The sequence below is a fragment of the Nitrospira sp. genome, from assembly GCA_016788885.1.
GTDB lineage: Bacteria > Nitrospirota > Nitrospiria > Nitrospirales > Nitrospiraceae > Nitrospira_A.
Map to the genome: position 1 here is coordinate 56,255 of JAEURX010000075.1, position 18,331 is coordinate 74,585.

Below are 18,331 nucleotides of genomic sequence, written 5' to 3' on the forward strand. Positions count from 1 at the left end.
CATCACCTGGTTAGAAGAGTCCGAACGTCACCCCGCCATAGATCGCGCGACCATACCCAGCAAAGAACGCCTGTTGTCCGGCGGCAGCCCCGGCGGTTTCTCCTCCGATCACTTGCCCGGAGGCGGCGTATTTTTTGTCGGCGATATTGTCCACTTCCACATAAAACTTCGCGAACCGGAACCAGCTGTTCTTGAGATCAAAGCTCTTGTGCACATTCACATTCGCAATCATGTACGACGGGATTCCGAACGTATTACTGTTGTTCAGGAAGTAGCTGTTGTAATAGCTTCCTTCGACCCAGGCGCCCCAGCCGGTCGCGGCGTGGTCATAGGCCACCTTGGTATTCAACACGTCGGTCGGCACGTTCGGCACCTTGTTGCCGTCCCGCACCAGGAAGCCAGCAGCGGTATTCAGCCGGTCGGCGAAATTGACGTACTTCGCATCGACATGGGTGTACGCGCCGGACAGGCGCAACCCGTCCAGCGGACGCCAATCGTAGAACGCCTCGATACCACGATATTGCGACGAATCGGCATTGACCGACGCCGTGTTCGTACCGGACACCGCCTGGGTGATGATCTCATCCTTGAAGAACGTCCAGAATCCGACGAGCTGCACCGTCAAGGTTTTCGTCAACTTGGACTCCGTGCCGATTTCAAAATTCAGGTTCTTTTGCGGCTTCAGATCGAAGTTGATGCCGGGCTGCCCTGTCACCGGATCTCGAAGCAGATTGGCGAACCCCGGAATGCCATACCCGGTAGAAGCGCGCACCCAATGCCGTTGGGCATCACTGGGCTTCCAACTCAGTGACATTTCGGGAGCCCAGTTGGTGTAACTGCGATCGGCCCCGGCCCTACTGCTCACCGCACCACCCGTATAGCCAATCGACTGCACGCTCAGCTGGGATTGCTCAAATCCCAACCCCATCGCCAGCGTGACCTTGGGAATAAATTCCAACTCTTCCCGGAATCGCCCCCCCACGTTTCTGATCGTGCCGCGCGAATTTTGCAGCAACGCGCCGCGGGTACCGAAGCCGTCTGCGAGATTCTGAAAGGTCTGTGCTTCCTGCTCCATATTGGAGAGAAAGAACCCGACATAACTCCGCAAGGGCATGTCAAAGAGCCGTCCGTCGTGCCGCAAATCCGCGTAGTGCTTGTAGTTCGGATTCACGTTGTCGCTGATTTGCGAGAAGGTTTGATTGATGTCCTTCACGTCGTAATCGGCTTCGATCGTCAGCACCGTATTCGCGTTGATCTGACGCTCGTAGATGCCGCCGATGATGGTCCGACGATCCAATCGCCGCTGCGCGAGCCGTTCGGCATCACTACAGGTATTGGCATTACAGATCACATTCGTGCCGCCGGCCTGCCGACGGTCGGCGTTGAATTGCGCCTGGGTCAGGCGAGTCGGTACGCGCGCATCCAGCCAGTTCGTGATGGCCTTGAAATAGAAGTTCTGCTTGTCGTCGATTTTGAAACGTAGATTGAGGTTGATGGTTTGGGTGGTGTAGTTGCTGTTTCTGATAAACCCGTCTTCCCCGACGTTGCTGACAAACAGGGACGCATCGAGATTCTCGAACTGCTGCCCCACCGCGATGCCTTCCTTGTGGTAGCCGAACGAGCCTCCGCTCAGGAAGGTCTCCACTCCGTTGATATCGCTCCCGCGCTTGGTGCGGAAGTGCACCATGCCGCCGAGGGCATAGTTGTCATAGAGCGATGACGATGCGCCCCGAATGACTTCCACGCTCCGCATGAACCAGGGATCATGGATATCCAACCGCGACAATCCGTCCGATTGAGTTTGGATGAACCCATCCTCGTACATCTTGATGTCACGCACGGCGAACGTGGTTTTGGCGCCCTGGCCACGAATCATCATGCTGAAGTCGCGCGGGCCGTTGGCCTGCCGCAACACCACACCAGGGAGGGATTCCATCGATTCCTTCATGGTCCTGGTCGGTTGCGAGTCCGTCTCCGATTGTTCGGTCGATGACAGCGACAAGCCCTCGGGCCGTCGCTGCACCCGATCACTCACGATGCTCACGTCGGACAATTCGTATTGCGGAATCGGCTCCGACGCCTTACTCTCCGGGGCGTCCTTCACGACAGGCGACGGTGTCGGTATGGTGGCCGCCCCTGGGGTCGGTTGCTGCTGCAATTCTTCCAACTCTCGAAGAATGTTCTGCAGTTGGTCGCGCAGATCACGCTCCCGCACACTTTTGTCGGCACCAGCCTCCTGTCCCAGGGAGATAGCCGGCACCAGGGCCATGACCGCCCAGACTGCGCAACATGCGATGACATGAAATCCACATAAATGAAGACGGGCCCGCATACGAATCCTTCCGGCACAACGGTGCACATGACAGTAACGTGAAACCCTTCTCGCCCCTGTCTGCGCGGACGAGAAGAGAAGCTAGACCATCTAGCGATGTACGAGGAGATTACGAGTGAATGGGCGGTGCGCGAGAAGCGGTGTGGTAGCCGCCGCCGCCCGCAATGACGGCGTGACCGCTCTCGACGAAGAGGGTCGCCATGAACAACGGCTGCAGTACCAGCGCAACAGGGCCGGTATCCGAGGTTGGATTCGCCTGACAGGCCCAGGCGCAGAAGCTGGAATGGGAGACCGTTCCGCCATGATGGTGAGCGGTCGGTTTCGAATCGACATGATCGACTATGCAGGCGACGGAAAAGACGGCCAGGACCAGGTAGAGCCCTGCCAGCACTGCCGCCGCTCCGGAAACCGCTGTCCGCATCCGCATCATGGCATCACACTCTGGACGGCACGTACGACCGTGGGCGCATCCCAGTCGCGCGGCCCGACCGCGCGCCCGATCAACGTGCCTTGTGGATCGATGAAGATCGTCGTCGGCAGCGCGCGCACCAGGTAGGCATGGGACACGTCATGATCTTCATCGAACAGCACTGGCAGCTGCACCTTCAGGTTGGCGAGAAACTGTTTGATCCCTTCGCGCTGTAAATCAGTCGTGATGGTGAGCAGTGCGAACCGTTCGGGGTCCAACTGCTGACGCAAGCGCCCGAGCGCAGGCATCTCGTCTTTACAGGGACCGCACCAGGTGGCCCAGAAATTGACCACCACGACCTTCCCCTTCAAGTCAGCCAGTTGCACCCGCGAGCCATCTAGAGCCTGCAGCGCAAACGGCGCCGCTTGGGTACCGGTCTCCACTCGTCCGATCTTGAGCGCCGCCAGGGAATCCTCCGCCGCCGCAGAACTTGCCGCAAGCCAGAAGGCGAGGGACAGCAGCAAACCGTGCATCGTGTTACCGTTCATCGTGACGACTCACACCACCCCTACTGCGCCGCCTCAGCGGCGACGCTGGTGGGTGAAAGCCGCAACGTCTGCGTCACAATTTTATGGCCGGGCATGCCGTGCTCCATCCAAGCCATGGCAAAGACGCCCTGCCGATTCACCGCCACCACCGGGGTTTGGCTTTTTCGTTCATTCAACTTGTACGGAGCCGTAAACCCGAGGCCCCGGTCGGTCGAGACGCTCATCACCACATCCCGCTTCACCGGGCCCTGCTCCTCCCAGATCACAACTACCCGCCCCTCCGGATCGACCGCGATCTGTGGATGGTCGGGGAACGTGTTCTTGGACACATTCAACTGCCGCTTCGGTGAAAACGTGCGACCGCGATCATCGGAATACGCAATATAGACGGCGGGAATTTCATCGGTGCCTTCCGTATACCAGACGACGTACACGCGTCCCTGCCGATCCACGCCCATGGAGGCCGGCCGGTGCGGGCAGGCCGGGAAGACCCACTTGTCATGGCCCACAATCACGGGCGCCTCGAACGTCTCACCGTGATCGACCGATCGCGCCACGACGGTTTCTCGCACATTCCCCTCAAAAATCTTTCGCCAGGCGACATAGACCGTCCCGTCCGGTCCGCTGGTGACTGCGGTGCGGCAACACACACAGGTGCCCTCGTCCACTTTGCGATTGCTCGTCACCGATTGCCCCTGATCCAACGATCGAGCGACGTAGGTCCCGGGATCTTTCTTGCCTTCACGGCCATCGATCCAGGAGAGGTGAAGCCGGCCCTCGACATCGCGATGGAGCGCATCGAAGGTATGTTGGATCACCCCCGGATCGTCATTCACCACGATCGACGGCTGGAATGTCCGGCCGCCGTCATTCGAACGGCTCAGGCGCAACTCTGTCGCAAACGGTTGTTGCGGAGTGGCTTTCGGATGGGCTAATCCCCAGGTGACGAACACATCGTTTCCCTGCACAACCAACGCCGGCGCTTCCTGCCGCCAATAGGGCACGTCTTCCGGACGGTTGATGCGTACCGGCACACCCATCGGTCCGCCCGGCTCGGTACTACGCGCATACAGGACCGCCCGCACGTCCTTGTCTTCCTCCATCCAGGCCAACGACAGGGCCCCGGCGTCGTCGATCTGTACCGACGGACCCACCAGGCTTTTCACCTTATGTTCGGTGGTGACCTTGGGACCAAGTTGAATCTCTGCCTTCGGATCCGCCCATCCCTGCCCGCCCGTGAGCCCGCATAGCAGAATGGCGATCGCGAACGCACGACGCCCCACTGAACTCAACCGAGTACCTCGCTGCATGGTCGCGCCTCCTAGCTCCCAACAGAAATCATCTGGAAGGATTTTGTCAGCCCAAAGACGAAGCTGGTTCCTTGCACCAAACTATTGTTGGCATCCCGCGCAAATGGAATTTGTGCATAGAAATACAAGGACGTCATGTTGGTCACACTGGACTGGACCAACTGGCCGAGGTCTATCTGAAAACCTGGTGAAAACGCATGGTAGGTCGAACCGGTCGTTGGAACCGCCCGACTACGGATGTTGGGATCAATTAACACGGGTTCGCCCGGGAAATCCGGCGCATCGGCTGGTATCGCGGAACGCAGAAGCGAGGAACTAAAGTTGTCGTGCACGAGATAGCGGTAATTGACTTGGCCGGTCAACACGAGCCAGGGGGTGGTCACCACATTCAAGCCGGCATTCAACATATATTCGTCGCCGAACTGGTAGCCGTCATTATTCCGAAACGTATGCCGGTAGCTGGCTGAGAAAAATTGATTCAACCGATGCGGAATGAGTTCATACGACTGATAGATCGTTGGATTGATCCCGACCTGTCCGCGGCCCAGCTGGGCTGGCGATTCCATGCGAGTTCCCGCATTGTCATGGGCCCCCGTGGCACCGGTCGGCACATACACGCCGAACCCAAACACCACCATGCTTCGCAGAGTCGGCAGCACGTTGTACTTCAACCCCACGCGAATATCGCCAATCCCATTCGTCGAAAACCTCGTCGCCGCCCCTTCACCATTGAGACCGTCCTCACCGATCCCATCAATGTGTTGATGCGTCCGCCAGAGATACGGGACCGTGACCTGCAAGCCAAAACGCTCGCTGATCCCGTAATTCACGTCTAACGTGGCCTGCTGCGTGATTGTGCGCGTCTCTTGATGGTGATCGAGGATCATTTGACGGTTGGCTTGATCCACGCCGGGGATGATTCCGGACGTGCCGTTTAAGATCCGCATCGGCGTGTAGTTGTAGATGCCGTTGACGGTCAGCACCCCGGTTTGGGGAACCTGTTGCTGAGACCCGATGACGACAAAGCACGAGACTGCCCCGCAGGAGGCATAAACTGAGGGCAAGGAGGCCAGATTGCCGACGGCCACCCCGATGATTCCCAGAACAGACACCAAGAGTTTTCTACTGAGAGCCCGCATCACGCACGATCCTTTCTCCGATCAGAGATGAGAGTCGTTGGTCGCGCCCGGTTTCGAAAGAAACCTCCGGCAGAGACGCCACAGTTGATGAATGTCATGAATGAGAGAACCGGTTCAGGCGCGAGAGGAATCGGGAGGGCCTCGTGATGCCCACCGCGCACGAGAGCCGTTCGAAGCGGAGTCGAACAGGATGTCATCGATCAGGGCGATGACGGAGATCGTGGCGGGGACCAACTCGGGCGCAGGCCCGAGATCTTGTCCGGCCGCACACATCCAGGAACAGACCACGGTCCCGTGCACACCGGAATCATGATGGGCGTGCTGCGACACGTGCTCCAACATATGCGGATACACAACCCCCTGCAGGGTCAGGAATACACAGACCAACAGGAGGGGCAGCGCGATGTGTCGGACACGGGTCATCATACAGTTATCGCAACGTGGCCGCCTTGATCGGCGCGGCATTCTGAATTCGGCTGACGATCTCTTGAATCTTCCGCTCCGTCAGCAGCCCACCCTTGATGTATTCCTGGACCACGCCCTGCTGGTCGATGAACACGCTGACCGGCAAGCCGAACACCCCGTACTGGTTGGCCACCTGATTCTCGCGGTCGAGCAGCACCGGAAACGTGTGGTTGTACTGTTGAATGTGTTCGCGCACCTTGGCCTCGTCCTCCAGCTCATTGACGGCGAGCACCACGAAATCTTTGTCGCGCAACTGGTCATAGACCGTCTGCATCGCCGGCATCTCGGACGTGCAGGGCTTGCACCAGGTCGCCCAAAAATTCACCAGCACGATCTTCCCCTTATATTGCTCCAAGCTGTGCGCCTTGCCATAGAGATCCGTCAGCGAAAACCCCGCGGCGGGCATGCCGGCGGCTGGTGGTCGCGCCCCCATCGCCAAGGCCGAACCGGCCAGCGTTGACAGGAGCAGGGCCGTCACGATCAATTTCCTGGTCAGGCCCCAGGTGATATTCATCGATGCCCGAGCAGCCTGTCGTTGAGTAGCCATGTTGGTTCTCCCGACTCGCCTTACCGGTTCAGGCTGTAACTGACCGGCAGATGCAGCACGACCATCGGTGCCGTCAACTCATGTTTCATATGCAGAGGGCAGGCCCGCCGCACGGCTTCCATCGCCGCTTGATCCAACGATTCGTAGCCGGAACTTTTCACGACCTCCACGTCCTTGAGCTGGCCGTCATGACGAATGGAGACCTTTAAGACGACTTTGCCTTCCCAACCATTCAAGCGGGCCGTGCTGGGGTAATGTCTCAACTCAATGATGCGGCGATGCAGTGATTCGGCCAACCAGCCGTAATCGGCTTTGGCGGCGGGCCTGGCAACGGCGGCTTGAGCGACGACCTGATGTTCCTGCAATGTGGCTGGATCCGGCTCAGCAACCGCTGCCGCAACCGGCGCAGTCGGCACCACGACCGCCTCGACCGGAGCCGGGGGCGCAGAGGGAGTTTCACTGGCGGCAGCCGTCACTGGCTCGGCTACAGGCGAGGAATGCGCCGGAGTGGGTGGCGCCTCAACCGCTTCCACGGCCGGGGCGGTATGTACCACCGGTGCACTGGCCGTCATCACTGGTTCTGGCACCGTTTCCACCACCGCCGGCGCACTGACGACGGACTGCGCCTGATAGGTCTGCGCCGTGGCTGGCGCCGCGTCCATGATCTGCTGCTCAACCACCGACGCGACTTCCCGCTGCACTTCAGTCGGCGCCGCCTGCATGACCGGCTCCGTCTTGTGAATCTCCTGCGGTTCGATGGGCTTGGCCTGCACCTGAACGACTTCCTGTTTCGGCTGTATCTGTTCCTGCGGACGCACCGTTTCGACCACGGGCTGCGCGTCACGCTGAACCGCTTGCGGGAGCACTCTGGTTTCCACCTGCCGCTGCACCGGCTGAGGCGGCGGCTCCACCGCACGAACCGGTTGCGGTCGGGGCTTCTCCGGCGTCGGCGCAGGCGGTTGGACTTGAGGAACGGGGGCCGGGGCCGGCGCAGGGTCTTCCTGACGCACCACTTCACGCGGCGGCTCGACGAGCGCGACATCCCACTTGAACGGTTCCTTCTCCACCATGACGGCCATCTTCGGCATGAGACCCAATGCCACCAGCGCAAGGCAGGCATGCAAGACCAGCGAGGCCCCCCAGCCTGTGACGGATTGGTTTGGGTGTCCTGAATGCGCGACCGAGAGATGCTCCATGGAAACGGCCCCTTTCGACAGGATGCGTTCCGACCTTACTTGAAGACCACCTTGGAAAGTGAACCGATCGGGATTTCGACCTGCCCGAAATCGGACTCACCCTTAAAGCTCCCATTGACCGCGGGGACAAATTCCCCGCTCTTTCCATTGGCCAAAGTCACCGTCATCGCCGGGGCCGCCTTGTCGGCGCCTGGCTTCATGTCTATCTGCTTGATCTGATCGAACTTGATGTTGACCGTCGCCGTGCCACGCTTGGACGGCAAATGGCGCAATTCATGCGGGACGAACGAGGTCTCGCTCATCTTTTCTTCCCAATAAAAAATCCCGTTCTTCAATTCCGTCTCGACCCCCTGGGCATCGGTCACCGCAAGGGTAAACGCCTTCTCAGCCTTGGCATCGACAGCGGAAGCGATGGGCGCAGACACCAGCACCGCCAACCCCGCGAGTCCGTACACCGCCATCCGCACTATCCACTGATTCACCTGCATCGTCATCACTCCTTCACTCCCTCAAACAGGAAATGGCCTCACCTCTGGTCGCCACTGGCATTAGGAATGGATCCCCGCAGGGCCTGTGATCAACACGACCACGACCGGAGCATGTCGCCCCTCCGCTCAACAACAATGTAAAGATGGCCTGCACCCAGAGCATGCGAGACACCTCGCCTCTTTGCTCATTCACGCTCTACGACAACCAGTCGCGGAGCATCTAGGGACAACGGGGACGTGATTTAGGCGGACAGGGGTGGCGCGCGAGACTGGCAGAGGGAACCTGATTGGGAGGACAGCAGTTGGTCGGAAGAAAAACTGAGGTCGCCGGACAAAGCCAGCAGATGGGCTGCATGAACGGGGGTCGCAACGTCAACCCCGGCAGTCGCACACATCCAGGCACAAATACCTGATCCATGCATGCCGGCATCGTGATGGGCCGCGTGCTGGAGTTCATGTGCCACGGCACTACCGGTCGTCACCGCCAAGAGGGCGATGACGGCGAAGGCGACAACCCACACAATGCCTTTGAAGCTGGAACTTCGCATATGACAAAGACCGAAACCTGGCGGCATGCTAACAAACTCGTCGCGGGAGCGTCAACGCAACTTTTCACCCCTGACGGGCCATTCGGCCGGGGCCGGCTAGGGCCCTCCCAAACCGATGATCCGCTCGACCCGTTCATCGCGCCCGCCAAGGTCTCGATAGCGCCGATATTGGGCCAACGCCCGCCCCATGTCCTTGCGATGAAGCTCGTAAAACACCCCGAGGTTATAATGGGCCTCGGCCGAATTCGGCTTCAGCGCCACGGCCCGCTCATACTCCCGTTCGGCTTCCTCCAAACGATTCAGGCTGGTGTAGACCATTCCGAGATTCAGGTGGGCCTCGGCGTACTCCGGACGATACCGAAGGACCTCCAGAAACTCCCGCTCGGCTTCGGCAAGCACCCCCTGACTCCTATAGACGAAGGCGAGATTGTAATGGGCGTCGACCAAATCGGCTTTCACCGCAATGGCCTCTTTCAGAGCGGCCGCGGCGGCATTCAAATCGTTGCCCCGCTCCGCGAGGCGCCCGAGCAAATACCAGGCATCGGCATGTTTGGGATTCGCCTGCGTCAAACGAGACAAATAGTCGCGAGCCTGCCTGAGATCGCCCTGGCTCTCATGGAGGCTCGCCAGATGATACAGGGCCTCGGCATGGTCGGGGCGCACGCGGAGGAGCGCCTGGTACATCTTCACGGCATTGGCGCGATCGTGGCGCTCTTCGTACAGCCGGGCTAAATCCAGATGCGCTTCTTCATTTCCCGGTGCGATGTCCAGCACCTGCCGCAACACCTGCTCCGCCTCGTCGCCCCGCCCCTGTGCAAGATAGACATCGGCCAGATCGTTTAAGATCTCGGCCGAGGGTGCCCCGTATTTCAAAGACTGTTTGTAGGCTTGTATCGCTTCTTCCGGGTTGCGCTTGCTCTGAAAATAGACCAGTCCCAGGACATGGTAGGCTTCGGCAAGCCGAGGATTTTGCGCCAATGCTTTTTTCAGCGCCTCGATTGCGCCATCCGCATTGCCTTCTCGAAACAACGTCACACCCCGCTCATAGCTCCGGCGGGCTGCATCCGGCGAGGGGGACGAAGTCGACCAGGCTTCAGGGGGAGAAGCGACGAGCACGAGCAGGTAACCGAGCAGGAGGCTCGTGAGGAGATGACGCGAACCGCTAGGCCCTTGCCGCATCACAATCCGCAATCGAATCCGTGGGTGACTTCGACGAGAGAGTCGCCGAAGTGGTGCGCCCCACTATAGAGAGCAGTACTTCCGAAAGCAACGACGTCACCGCGCATTTTTCCTCTGCACCATGAAGAGAGAGTTGAGTCCCTTGGCGCTGTTTCGGTAGGATTCCCCTTTCGATTCCTGTATACTCCGCCCCCGAGCCCATGAGCCGGCTCACGAGAACAAAGGTACGCCTGCATGCTGACCCAAGCCCTCAACATCATCTTCGGCAGTAAAAACGACCGTGAGATCAAGGCCTTGCGTCCGATCGTCGAACGCATCAATGGCCTCGAATCGAGCCTCACGCCCTTATCGGATCAAGCCCTGGCCGACAAAACGCAAGAGTTCAAGAAGCGTCTCGACGACGGGGAAACGCTCGACGACATTCTGCCCGAAGCCTTCGCGGTATGCCGGGAGATGTCCCGTCGCCGGCTCAATATGCGGCATTTCGACGTGCAGTTGATCGGCGGCATGATTTTGAACAAGGGCCGAATCGCCGAAATGAAGACCGGGGAAGGAAAAACCCTGGTGGCCACCCTCCCGCTCTATCTCAATGCGTTGGAAGGGAAGGGCGCCCATCTCGTCACCGTCAACGATTACCTGGCTAAACGCGACGCCTCGTGGATGGCCCAGCTCTATCATGCGCTCGGCCTGTCCGTCGGGATCATTCAGCACGATGCCTCATTTTTTTACGACCCGACCTATGAAGCCGCGGACAAACGGCTCCAACACTTGAGGCCCTGCACCAGGCACGAGGCCTATCGCGCGGACATCACCTACGGGACGAACAACGAATACGGATTCGATTACCTCCGCGACAACCTGATCGTCAGCGACCTCAGCCAATGTGTCCAGCGCCCACTCCACTTTGCCATCGTGGACGAAGTCGACAGCATCCTGATCGACGAAGCGCGCACACCGCTGATCATATCCGGCCCGACCGATCAGACCACCGACCTGTACTACCGGATCAATTCCATCATTCCGCAACTCAAGCCGGAGCACGACTACACCATTGAGGAAAAGACCAAGACTGCCTCGCTCACGGAAGAGGGGAACGTCCGGGTCGAAAAGTTGCTGGGCGTAGACAACCTCTACGACCTGCAACACATGGATTTGGTGCACCATGTCGTCAAAGCGCTCCAGGCCTATTCACTCTACAAGCGCGACGTCGACTATGTGGTGAAGGACGGCGAAGTCATCATCGTCGACGAGTTTACCGGCCGGTTGATGCCGGGTCGTCGCTGGAGCGACGGACTCCATCAGGCGGTGGAAGCCAAGGAAGGCGTCAAAATCGCCAATGAGAACCAGACGTTGGCCTCAGTCACCTTCCAAAACTATTTCCGCATGTACAAGAAACTGGCGGGCATGACCGGCACCGCCGACACGGAAGCGGGCGAGTTCGCCAAGATCTACAATCTGGACGTCAACGTGGTCCCGACCAACCGGGCTATGATCCGCAAAGACTACGCCGACGTCGTCTTCCGTACGGAAAAAGAAAAATTCACCGCCATCGTCGAAGAGATCAAAGACTGCCACGAGCGCGGGCAACCGGTGCTGGTCGGTACGATCTCGATCGAAAAATCCGAACGCCTGGCCGGGTATTTGGGCCGCAACGGCATCAAGCACAACGTGCTGAACGCTAAATTCCATGAGAAGGAAGCGGAAATCATCGCCCAGGCAGGACGCAAGGGCGCGGTCACCATCGCCACCAACATGGCCGGCCGTGGTACCGATATTCTCCTGGGCGGCAACGCCGATTTCCTCTTCAAGCGCGTGCTCTATCAGGACGACACTCTCACGGAGGAGCGGAAGCAGCAGATCCTGGAACAGATCAAAACCGAGTGCGAAAGGGACAAACAGGAAGTCGTCGCCTCAGGGGGTCTGCACATCCTCGGCACGGAGCGCCACGAAAGCCGCCGGATCGACAACCAGCTCCGCGGCCGCGCCGGACGTCAAGGCGACCCTGGCTCCTCGCGTTTCTACCTGTCCCTCGAAGACGATTTGATGCGCATCTTTGCCTCCGAGCGCGTCTCGCAGATGATGCTGAAGCTCGGGATGGAGGAAGGCATACCGATCGAACATGGCATGGTCACACGTGCCATTGCCAACGCTCAGAAAAAAGTCGAGGCGCACAACTTCGAAGTCCGTAAACAGCTCCTCGAATACGACGACGTGATGAATAAACAGCGGGAAGTGATCTACCAGCACCGCCACGCCGTGTTGGCCGGTGAGCACATCCAGCAAGATATTCACGACATGATGAAGGATCTCGTCAACGCCTTCGTCGACACCTATTGTCCGGTCGATCAATACCAGGAAGAATGGGATTTCAACGGCCTCGGAGAAGCCTTGCAGGGCCAGTTCGCGCTCGACATCACTCAAGGCAAGGGCAGCGTGGCCGACCACTTCAAGGATGTCGGCCGAGATGCGCTGATCGACGAAATCCAAACCCAGGTTCGCCGCGCCTACGACCAGAAAGAGCAGGAACTCAGCGTTGAACTCATGCGGTACCTGGAAAAGATGCTGCTCCTGCAAGTGATCGACCACCATTGGAAGGATCACCTGCTCGGCATGGACCACCTGCGGGACGGTATCGGCCTGCGGGGGTATGGGCAGAAGGACCCGTTGATCGAGTACAAGCGAGAAGGCTTCGACATGTTCTCCTCCATGATGGAGCGCATCAAGTCCGATGTGCTGGAGCGCATGTTCCGGGTCCAAGCCGTCCGGGGCGAGCAACCACCCCCGCCGGCTCCTGAACCGACGCCGCCGCCACACATGGTACTCAACCGCAGCGACGAACCGGCCACCCAAACCGTCCAGAGCCAGGCGGACAAGACCGGCCGCAACGATCCCTGCCCCTGCGGAAGCGGAAAAAAATTCAAGAAGTGCCACGGGGCATAACGAGAGGCGAAACCACACTGCGTCGCTTCGCGCGGAAGTTCGGCCGGCCTATGCCTCGCTCGCCTCACGATGCAACTTGTTCCTCCTTCCTGCAAAAAATCACAATAGGTACTGAAGGGGCAACAACGGTCTCCCCATTTCATTATTCTCTTCATTTGGAGGAAGACCAGGTGGCCTCCATCCGCGCGCAGCGGAAGGGACCCGCTCGGGGATAGGTGGAGCGAGCACGCTGGGGCTGTTCGCCGTGACAGGACCCGCACCATTCCTCCCTTTTCGCCTTGACTTGCCGCAGAGCCAGCGGCTAATCTAACCCACTCTTTTCCCTAGAGAATCCGGTAGGAGAGCTGTTTCGCGCGACGGCGCCTGAAACAGGAGTCGACTACCGACAAGCGTGGTGTCACTTTGAGCACTGGGCATCCTCAACTCCTGGCGAATATCAAGGCTGAAATCGCGGCCATGGGTCCGATTTCGTTCGCTCGTTTCATGGAGCTCGCCCTCTATCATCCCCAATACGGCTATTACGTCAGACCCGTCGACGATCCAACACAAGAACGGATCGGATGGTCGGGTGATTTCTATACGAGTTCCGACGTACATCCCATTCTCGGACAGGCCCTGGCCAAACAAGCCCAGCAACTCGATGCCTGCCTTGGTCATCCGAATCCATTCACCGTGGTAGAGATGGGGCCGGGAAAGGGACTGCTGGCGCGCGATTTTCTGGCGGCCTGCCAACAGGCTCCCGCAAACCTCGGTGCACGCCTTCGATATATCCTCATCGAACGCAGCGCATCGATGCGCGCACAGCAGCAGCAGGCGATCGGGCCGTGGGTCGACCAGACCGGTCGTGTCGCGTGGGTGGATCGACTGGAAGATCTTCCTCCCGACAGCGTCACCGGCCTCTTCTTCTCCAATGAGCTGGTCGACGCGTTTCCCGTCCATCGGCTCGCGGTGATCGACGGTCGCCCACAGGAACTCTACGTGGATGTGCGTGATGGTCGATTCACAGAGGTCTATCGTCCGCTCTCAGACGAACTCGCGTCCTACTTGCGTGAAGGCGCCATCAGCCTGCCGGACGGCTATCGGACGGAAATCAACCTTGGCGCAGTCCACTGGATGAAACAAGTCGCGGAGGTCATGAACCGTGGGGCCGTCCTGACGATTGATTACGGCCATACAGCTGAAGACCTCTATGGGCCCGAGCGCAAGAACGGCACGTTCCTCTGCTATTACAGCCAGACGACCTCGGAAGATGCGTACGACCGAGTTGGAATGCAGGACATGACCGCTCATGTAGATTTCACCGCTCTGGCGCGTGTAGGCCAACAAGCCGGTCTTGAGGTCACGGGGTTCACGAATCAGATGAGTTTCCTGATCGGCCTTGGCGCCGAGCAATTCCTGGACTCCCTCGAGCCAGAATCCGCGGAGTTTTACGCTGCCATTCACCTGTTGCGGCCGGACGGCATGGGCCGAACCTTCAAGGTTCTGGTCCAACATAAGGGAATGGCCACGCCGGAGTTGGACGGGCTGAAATTCAAACCCTTCTTCGGATCGATTTTGAACACGAACGGGGCGTCATCCGTCAATCGTCAGACGTCAGCCGACGTTTCACGAACGACACGTCACACGTCACAGGTCTGTCATGGGTAGCGAAGCGGCGCCGCTGAATTACATCCCGATCCTGATTTTTATCGTGATCGCTTTTGCCTTCGGCGCGGTGCAGATTCTCCTTGGGCGCATCGTCAGGCCGAGTCGGCCCTATCGAGCCAAACTCGCGCCCTACGAGAGCGGCAGCCCGCTCTTTTCCGACGCGAAGGTGCAGTTCCCGATCCGGTACTACATCATTGCGATGCTCTTCGTGATCTTCGACATCGAGATCGTCTTTATGTTCCCTTGGGCGGTCGCGTTCAAAAAATTGGGCCTGGTGGGATTGGCCGAGATGGTGGTCTTCATCGCGATCCTGATCGTCGGGTTCTGGTATGCGTGGAAAAAAGGGGCGCTCGAATGGGACTGAGTATGGGAGCTAGGGTGAGCAGCCTGGCCGCCTCTGTCGCTTACGGAACGCGCGGCCTCAGAAGCCCCTCGTTCGACGCGTGCAATCAGAGGCGGTCAGACCGCTCATTCTCCTTCTCGCGAGAGAAAATAGGAAAGTGAGAGGACTATGAGTTTTCTAGAAAGACAACTCGATGCCAATGTGTTGACGACGAACCTCGATGCCTTCGTCGGCTGGGCGCGCAAATCGTCCTTGTGGCCGATGACGTTCGGATTGGCCTGTTGCGCCATCGAAATGATCGCGAGCGTCTCGTCGCGGTATGACATCGACCGCTTCGGCGCCGGTGTCTTCCGGGCCTCGCCCCGGCAGTCCGATTTGATGATCGTGGCCGGTACGGTTTCGCGCAAAATGGCACCGGTGATCCGTCGCATTTACGACCAGATGGCCGAGCCGCGCTATGTCATCTCGATGGGCTCCTGCGCGACGTCCGGCAATCACTACAACAGCTATGCCGTCGTGCAGGGCGTGGATCAGATCGTTCCGGTGGACGTATATATTGCCGGCTGCCCGCCCCGTCCTGAGGCGCTGCTGGACGGGCTCTTGAAATTGCAGGAAAAGATTCAGCGCGAAAAGATTTTTGTGCGGTAACCCGGGCGTGAATTGGTGACCGTGCGGGGTTGACGCTCCCCACCTGACTCACCGGATCACAACCTCCTAGTTGTTTCATCACGATGCAACCACTGCTCGAACGACTCATGACCGCTTTCCCCGACGCCATCCGTGGCGTGGAGGTGGATGCTGCGCGTAACGAGGTGACCGCCCGGGTGGCTGCCGCCCGGATCGTGGACGTCGCGCGTTGGTTGCACGACACGCCCGAAGCGGCGTTCGATCACATCACCGATATTTGCTCCGTCGACTACCCCAACGACCCGGAACGGTTCGAGGTGATTTATCAGTTGCTCTCCCTCTCGCACCGCCGGCGGATCAGGCTGAAAGCGCGAGTCACAGAAGAGACGCCTCAGATCGCCTCCGTTACCGGTATCTGGAAGGGTGCCGAATTCATGGAGCGCGAAGTGTATGACCTCATGGGGATCACCTTCGTCGGGCATCCGGACCTTCGTCGCATTCTTCTGCCGGACGACTACGAAGAGGGGCATCCCCTGCGCAAAGACTTTCCCGCTGAAGGGCGAGGCTGGCGCAGTTCGTTCCCGTTCATCCCCCGTTTGGATGAGGCTCCCGAGGAACAGACGGAGGGAGAGATCCCGGAAGAGGAAAAGCAAGTCTATCGGGCAACCGAACAGCAAAGCGGAACGAGACGGCGCGAAGAGTTGCTCCTGAACATGGGCCCGCAACATCCCAGCACCCACGGCGTACTCCGGGTCGTGTTGGAACTGGACGGCGAGCGAATCATCAAAGCGACCCCGGACCTGGGGTATCTGCATCGCGGCGTGGAAAAGTTGGCGGAAGGCCTCCATTACATGCAGGTCATTCCCCACACCGACCGCCTCGACTATGTCTGCGCGATGACCAACAACTACGCGTACGTACGCGCGGTGGAAAAACTGCTCGACATCACGGTGCCGGAGCGGGCGGAGTATGTCCGTACCATCGTCGCCGAAATGCAGCGGATCATCGGCCATCTCTTCTGGCTGGGCACCCAGGCCCTCGACATCGGCGCCATGACCGTCTTTTTCTGGACGTTTCGCGAGCGCGAAATCCTCCTGGACATGTTCGAAAAATTGTGCGGTGCGCGCCTGACATTGAACTACTACCGCATCGGCGGCGTCGACAGCGATTTCACACCCGATCTTGTGGGCCGGCTGAAGGCGTTTCTGCAGACGTTCCCGGACAAGGTCAACGAATACAATCAACTGCTCATGTCCAACCGGATCTGGGTCGGGCGAACCAAAGATATCGCGGTGATTTCGGCGGAAGACGCCATCAACTTCGGCCTCACCGGGCCGACGTTGCGAGGATCGGGCGTCGATTATGACATCCGCAAGTATGAGCCCTACGGCGTCTACAACAAGGTTGAATGGGAAGTACCCGTCGGCAAACGGGGCGACACCTACGATCGATATTGGGTGCGCATGGAAGAAATGCGGCAGAGCGCACGCATCATCGCGCAATGCCTCGACCAAATGCCGGAAGGGCCGATCATGGCGGACGTGCCGCATGTGATTCCCCCGCCAAAGGCGAAGGTCATGCGCGACATGGAGAGCTTGATTCATCACTTTATTATCTTTACGCAAGGGTTCAAGCCGCCCAAAGGCGAAACCTATTGCGGGACCGAAGCGCCTAAAGGCGAACTCGGATTTTTCATTGTGAGCGACGGCAGCCCCCGCCCATACCGGCTCAAGATCCGCGCCCCGTCTTTTATTCACATGGGCGCGTTCGACCACATGGCGCGAGGGTATTTGATTTCTGACATCATCACGATCTTCGGCACCTACGATATCGTGATGGGAGAATGTGATAGATGACCGCGAGGATTCACAGTGCCTCCTTGCTCGCAGATCGCGCACCATCAGAATGTGCTCGATCGATGCGCGCAGTTGGAGGCACCGCGACCCCTGCGGTCCTCAAAGGCGGCGAGGCTGGGGGCTTGGACGCGCACACGTTGGAACACCACAGCTCACTCTTTTGGTAGAAGAGATATGTTGAAGGAAAAATGTCAGGCGGAAATTGATGAGATCCTCTCCCGGTACCCGGTGAAGCGCTCGGCGCTCTTGCCGCTACTGTATCTGGCCCAGCGGGAAGACGGGTATGTCACGGAAGCGGCGATGCAGGAAATCGCCGGCATCTTGAAGCTGACCCCGCCGCAGGTGTATGAGACGGCCACGTTTTATACGATGCTGAATCTCAAGCCGGTGGGCAAGTTCCACCTGCAGGTCTGCAAATCGTTGATGTGCGCCCTCGTGGGGTCCGACACCGTCATCGGCTGGATTGGCACCAAGCTCGGGATCAAGCCCGGGGAAACGACGCCGGACAAGCTCTTCACGCTCAGCATCGTGGAATGTCTGGCCGCGTGCGGGACGGGCCCTATGATGCAGGTCAATGACGACTATTATGAGCGTCTGACGGAAGACAAACTGGATCGCATTCTGACGGACTTGCGGCAGACCGGTACGTCATCGCTGAAAACGGGCCCGTTTATGTGGCCGGAACCGGAACATGCGAAGCCGGGGGCGTGAAACATGAATCGTATCTCGTCGGTCGCAAGCAAGAAAAACGGGGGAT

General features: G+C 59.1%; 17 protein-coding genes. 6 read left to right on the forward strand and 11 right to left on the reverse strand.

The window, feature by feature from the left end:
* Window positions 1-10: 10 nt before the first annotated feature.
* The 11 genes from JNL86_18020 to JNL86_18070 form a co-directional block, all read right to left on the reverse strand.
* On the reverse strand, window positions 11-2,332 hold the full coding sequence (locus tag JNL86_18020) for a TonB-dependent receptor (protein ID MBL8044810.1): 2,322 nt from the start codon (window positions 2,330-2,332) through the stop codon (window positions 11-13).
* Between the two features lie 109 nt (window positions 2,333-2,441).
* The gene (locus tag JNL86_18025; GenBank protein ID MBL8044811.1) at window positions 2,442-2,753 is read right to left on the reverse strand and encodes a hypothetical protein; all 312 of its coding nucleotides are present in this window, start codon (window positions 2,751-2,753) and stop codon (window positions 2,442-2,444) included.
* Window positions 2,754-2,758: 5 nt separating this feature from the next.
* Window positions 2,759-3,274: a TlpA family protein disulfide reductase gene (locus JNL86_18030; protein MBL8044812.1), complete on the reverse strand. Its 516-nt coding sequence runs from the start codon at window positions 3,272-3,274 to the stop codon at window positions 2,759-2,761.
* A gap of 35 nt (window positions 3,275-3,309) precedes the next feature.
* A complete protein-coding gene (locus tag JNL86_18035; protein ID MBL8044813.1) occupies window positions 3,310-4,599 on the reverse strand; it encodes an exo-alpha-sialidase in 1,290 nt (429 codons plus the stop codon).
* 11 nt (window positions 4,600-4,610) lie between these two features.
* Window positions 4,611-5,738, reverse strand: coding sequence for a transporter (locus JNL86_18040; protein ID MBL8044814.1), 1,128 nt, complete (start codon window positions 5,736-5,738; stop codon window positions 4,611-4,613).
* A 114-nt stretch (window positions 5,739-5,852) separates the two neighbouring features.
* Entirely contained in the window at window positions 5,853-6,164 is a 312-nt protein-coding gene (locus tag JNL86_18045) for a hypothetical protein (protein ID MBL8044815.1), read from the reverse strand.
* A gap of 4 nt (window positions 6,165-6,168) precedes the next feature.
* A complete protein-coding gene (locus JNL86_18050; protein ID MBL8044816.1) occupies window positions 6,169-6,750 on the reverse strand; it encodes a TlpA family protein disulfide reductase in 582 nt (193 codons plus the stop codon).
* Window positions 6,751-6,770: 20 nt separating this feature from the next.
* Window positions 6,771-7,946, reverse strand: a complete 1,176-nt coding sequence (locus JNL86_18055) for a TonB family protein (protein ID MBL8044817.1) — start codon at window positions 7,944-7,946, stop codon at window positions 6,771-6,773.
* A gap of 35 nt (window positions 7,947-7,981) precedes the next feature.
* The gene (locus tag JNL86_18060; protein ID MBL8044818.1) at window positions 7,982-8,440 is read right to left on the reverse strand and encodes a hypothetical protein; all 459 of its coding nucleotides are present in this window, start codon (window positions 8,438-8,440) and stop codon (window positions 7,982-7,984) included.
* A 236-nt stretch (window positions 8,441-8,676) separates the two neighbouring features.
* Window positions 8,677-8,982 (reverse strand): hypothetical protein, encoded by a 306-nt coding sequence (locus tag JNL86_18065; GenBank protein MBL8044819.1) that lies wholly within the window; start codon window positions 8,980-8,982, stop codon window positions 8,677-8,679.
* Window positions 8,983-9,078: 96 nt separating this feature from the next.
* Complete coding sequence (locus tag JNL86_18070; GenBank protein ID MBL8044820.1) at window positions 9,079-10,161, reverse strand: tetratricopeptide repeat protein; 1,083 nt, start codon at window positions 10,159-10,161, stop codon at window positions 9,079-9,081.
* 234 nt (window positions 10,162-10,395) lie between these two features.
* Here JNL86_18070 and secA point away from each other — a divergent pair, with 234 nt between their 5' ends.
* The 6 genes from secA (at window position 10,396) to JNL86_18100 (ending at window position 18,285) form a co-directional block, all read left to right on the forward strand.
* Window positions 10,396-13,101 carry a preprotein translocase subunit SecA gene (secA, locus tag JNL86_18075; GenBank protein ID MBL8044821.1) on the forward strand — a complete coding sequence of 902 codons (2,706 nt, stop codon included), beginning with the start codon at window positions 10,396-10,398 and terminating at the stop codon, window positions 13,099-13,101.
* Window positions 13,102-13,503: 402 nt separating this feature from the next.
* Window positions 13,504-14,748 carry an SAM-dependent methyltransferase gene (locus JNL86_18080; protein ID MBL8044822.1) on the forward strand — a complete coding sequence of 415 codons (1,245 nt, stop codon included), beginning with the start codon at window positions 13,504-13,506 and terminating at the stop codon, window positions 14,746-14,748.
* Window positions 14,741-15,112, forward strand: a complete 372-nt coding sequence (gene ndhC, locus JNL86_18085; GenBank protein ID MBL8044823.1) for an NADH-quinone oxidoreductase subunit A — start codon at window positions 14,741-14,743, stop codon at window positions 15,110-15,112. The genes JNL86_18080 and ndhC overlap by 8 nt, the downstream gene beginning before the upstream one ends.
* Before the next feature lie 147 nt (window positions 15,113-15,259).
* Complete coding sequence (locus JNL86_18090; protein MBL8044824.1) at window positions 15,260-15,739, forward strand: NADH-quinone oxidoreductase subunit B; 480 nt, start codon at window positions 15,260-15,262, stop codon at window positions 15,737-15,739.
* An 83-nt stretch (window positions 15,740-15,822) separates the two neighbouring features.
* Window positions 15,823-17,574 (forward strand): NADH dehydrogenase (quinone) subunit D, encoded by a 1,752-nt coding sequence (nuoD, locus tag JNL86_18095; GenBank protein MBL8044825.1) that lies wholly within the window; start codon window positions 15,823-15,825, stop codon window positions 17,572-17,574.
* A gap of 174 nt (window positions 17,575-17,748) precedes the next feature.
* Window positions 17,749-18,285: an NAD(P)H-dependent oxidoreductase subunit E gene (locus JNL86_18100; protein MBL8044826.1), complete on the forward strand. Its 537-nt coding sequence runs from the start codon at window positions 17,749-17,751 to the stop codon at window positions 18,283-18,285.
* Window positions 18,286-18,331 lie beyond the last annotated feature (46 nt).

Coding starts and splice junctions, on each gene's coding strand:
- JNL86_18060 (MBL8044818.1), bottom strand. CDS start 8,440: ATGACGATGCAGGTGAATCAGTGGATAGTGCGGATGGCGGTGTACGGA.
- JNL86_18100 (MBL8044826.1), top strand. CDS start 17,749: ATGTTGAAGGAAAAATGTCAGGCGGAAATTGATGAGATCCTCTCCCGG.
- JNL86_18040 (MBL8044814.1), bottom strand. CDS start 5,738: ATGCGGGCTCTCAGTAGAAAACTCTTGGTGTCTGTTCTGGGAATCATC.
- JNL86_18090 (MBL8044824.1), top strand. CDS start 15,260: ATGAGTTTTCTAGAAAGACAACTCGATGCCAATGTGTTGACGACGAAC.
- JNL86_18035 (MBL8044813.1), bottom strand. CDS start 4,599: ATGCAGCGAGGTACTCGGTTGAGTTCAGTGGGGCGTCGTGCGTTCGCG.
- secA (MBL8044821.1), top strand. CDS start 10,396: ATGCTGACCCAAGCCCTCAACATCATCTTCGGCAGTAAAAACGACCGT.
- JNL86_18070 (MBL8044820.1), bottom strand. CDS start 10,161: ATGCGGCAAGGGCCTAGCGGTTCGCGTCATCTCCTCACGAGCCTCCTG.
- nuoD (MBL8044825.1), top strand. CDS start 15,823: ATGCAACCACTGCTCGAACGACTCATGACCGCTTTCCCCGACGCCATC.
- JNL86_18065 (MBL8044819.1), bottom strand. CDS start 8,982: ATGCGAAGTTCCAGCTTCAAAGGCATTGTGTGGGTTGTCGCCTTCGCC.
- JNL86_18050 (MBL8044816.1), bottom strand. CDS start 6,750: ATGGCTACTCAACGACAGGCTGCTCGGGCATCGATGAATATCACCTGG.
- JNL86_18020 (MBL8044810.1), bottom strand. CDS start 2,332: ATGCGGGCCCGTCTTCATTTATGTGGATTTCATGTCATCGCATGTTGC.
- ndhC (MBL8044823.1), top strand. CDS start 14,741: ATGGGTAGCGAAGCGGCGCCGCTGAATTACATCCCGATCCTGATTTTT.
- JNL86_18045 (MBL8044815.1), bottom strand. CDS start 6,164: ATGATGACCCGTGTCCGACACATCGCGCTGCCCCTCCTGTTGGTCTGT.
- JNL86_18025 (MBL8044811.1), bottom strand. CDS start 2,753: ATGCGGACAGCGGTTTCCGGAGCGGCGGCAGTGCTGGCAGGGCTCTAC.
- JNL86_18055 (MBL8044817.1), bottom strand. CDS start 7,946: ATGGAGCATCTCTCGGTCGCGCATTCAGGACACCCAAACCAATCCGTC.
- JNL86_18030 (MBL8044812.1), bottom strand. CDS start 3,274: ATGCACGGTTTGCTGCTGTCCCTCGCCTTCTGGCTTGCGGCAAGTTCT.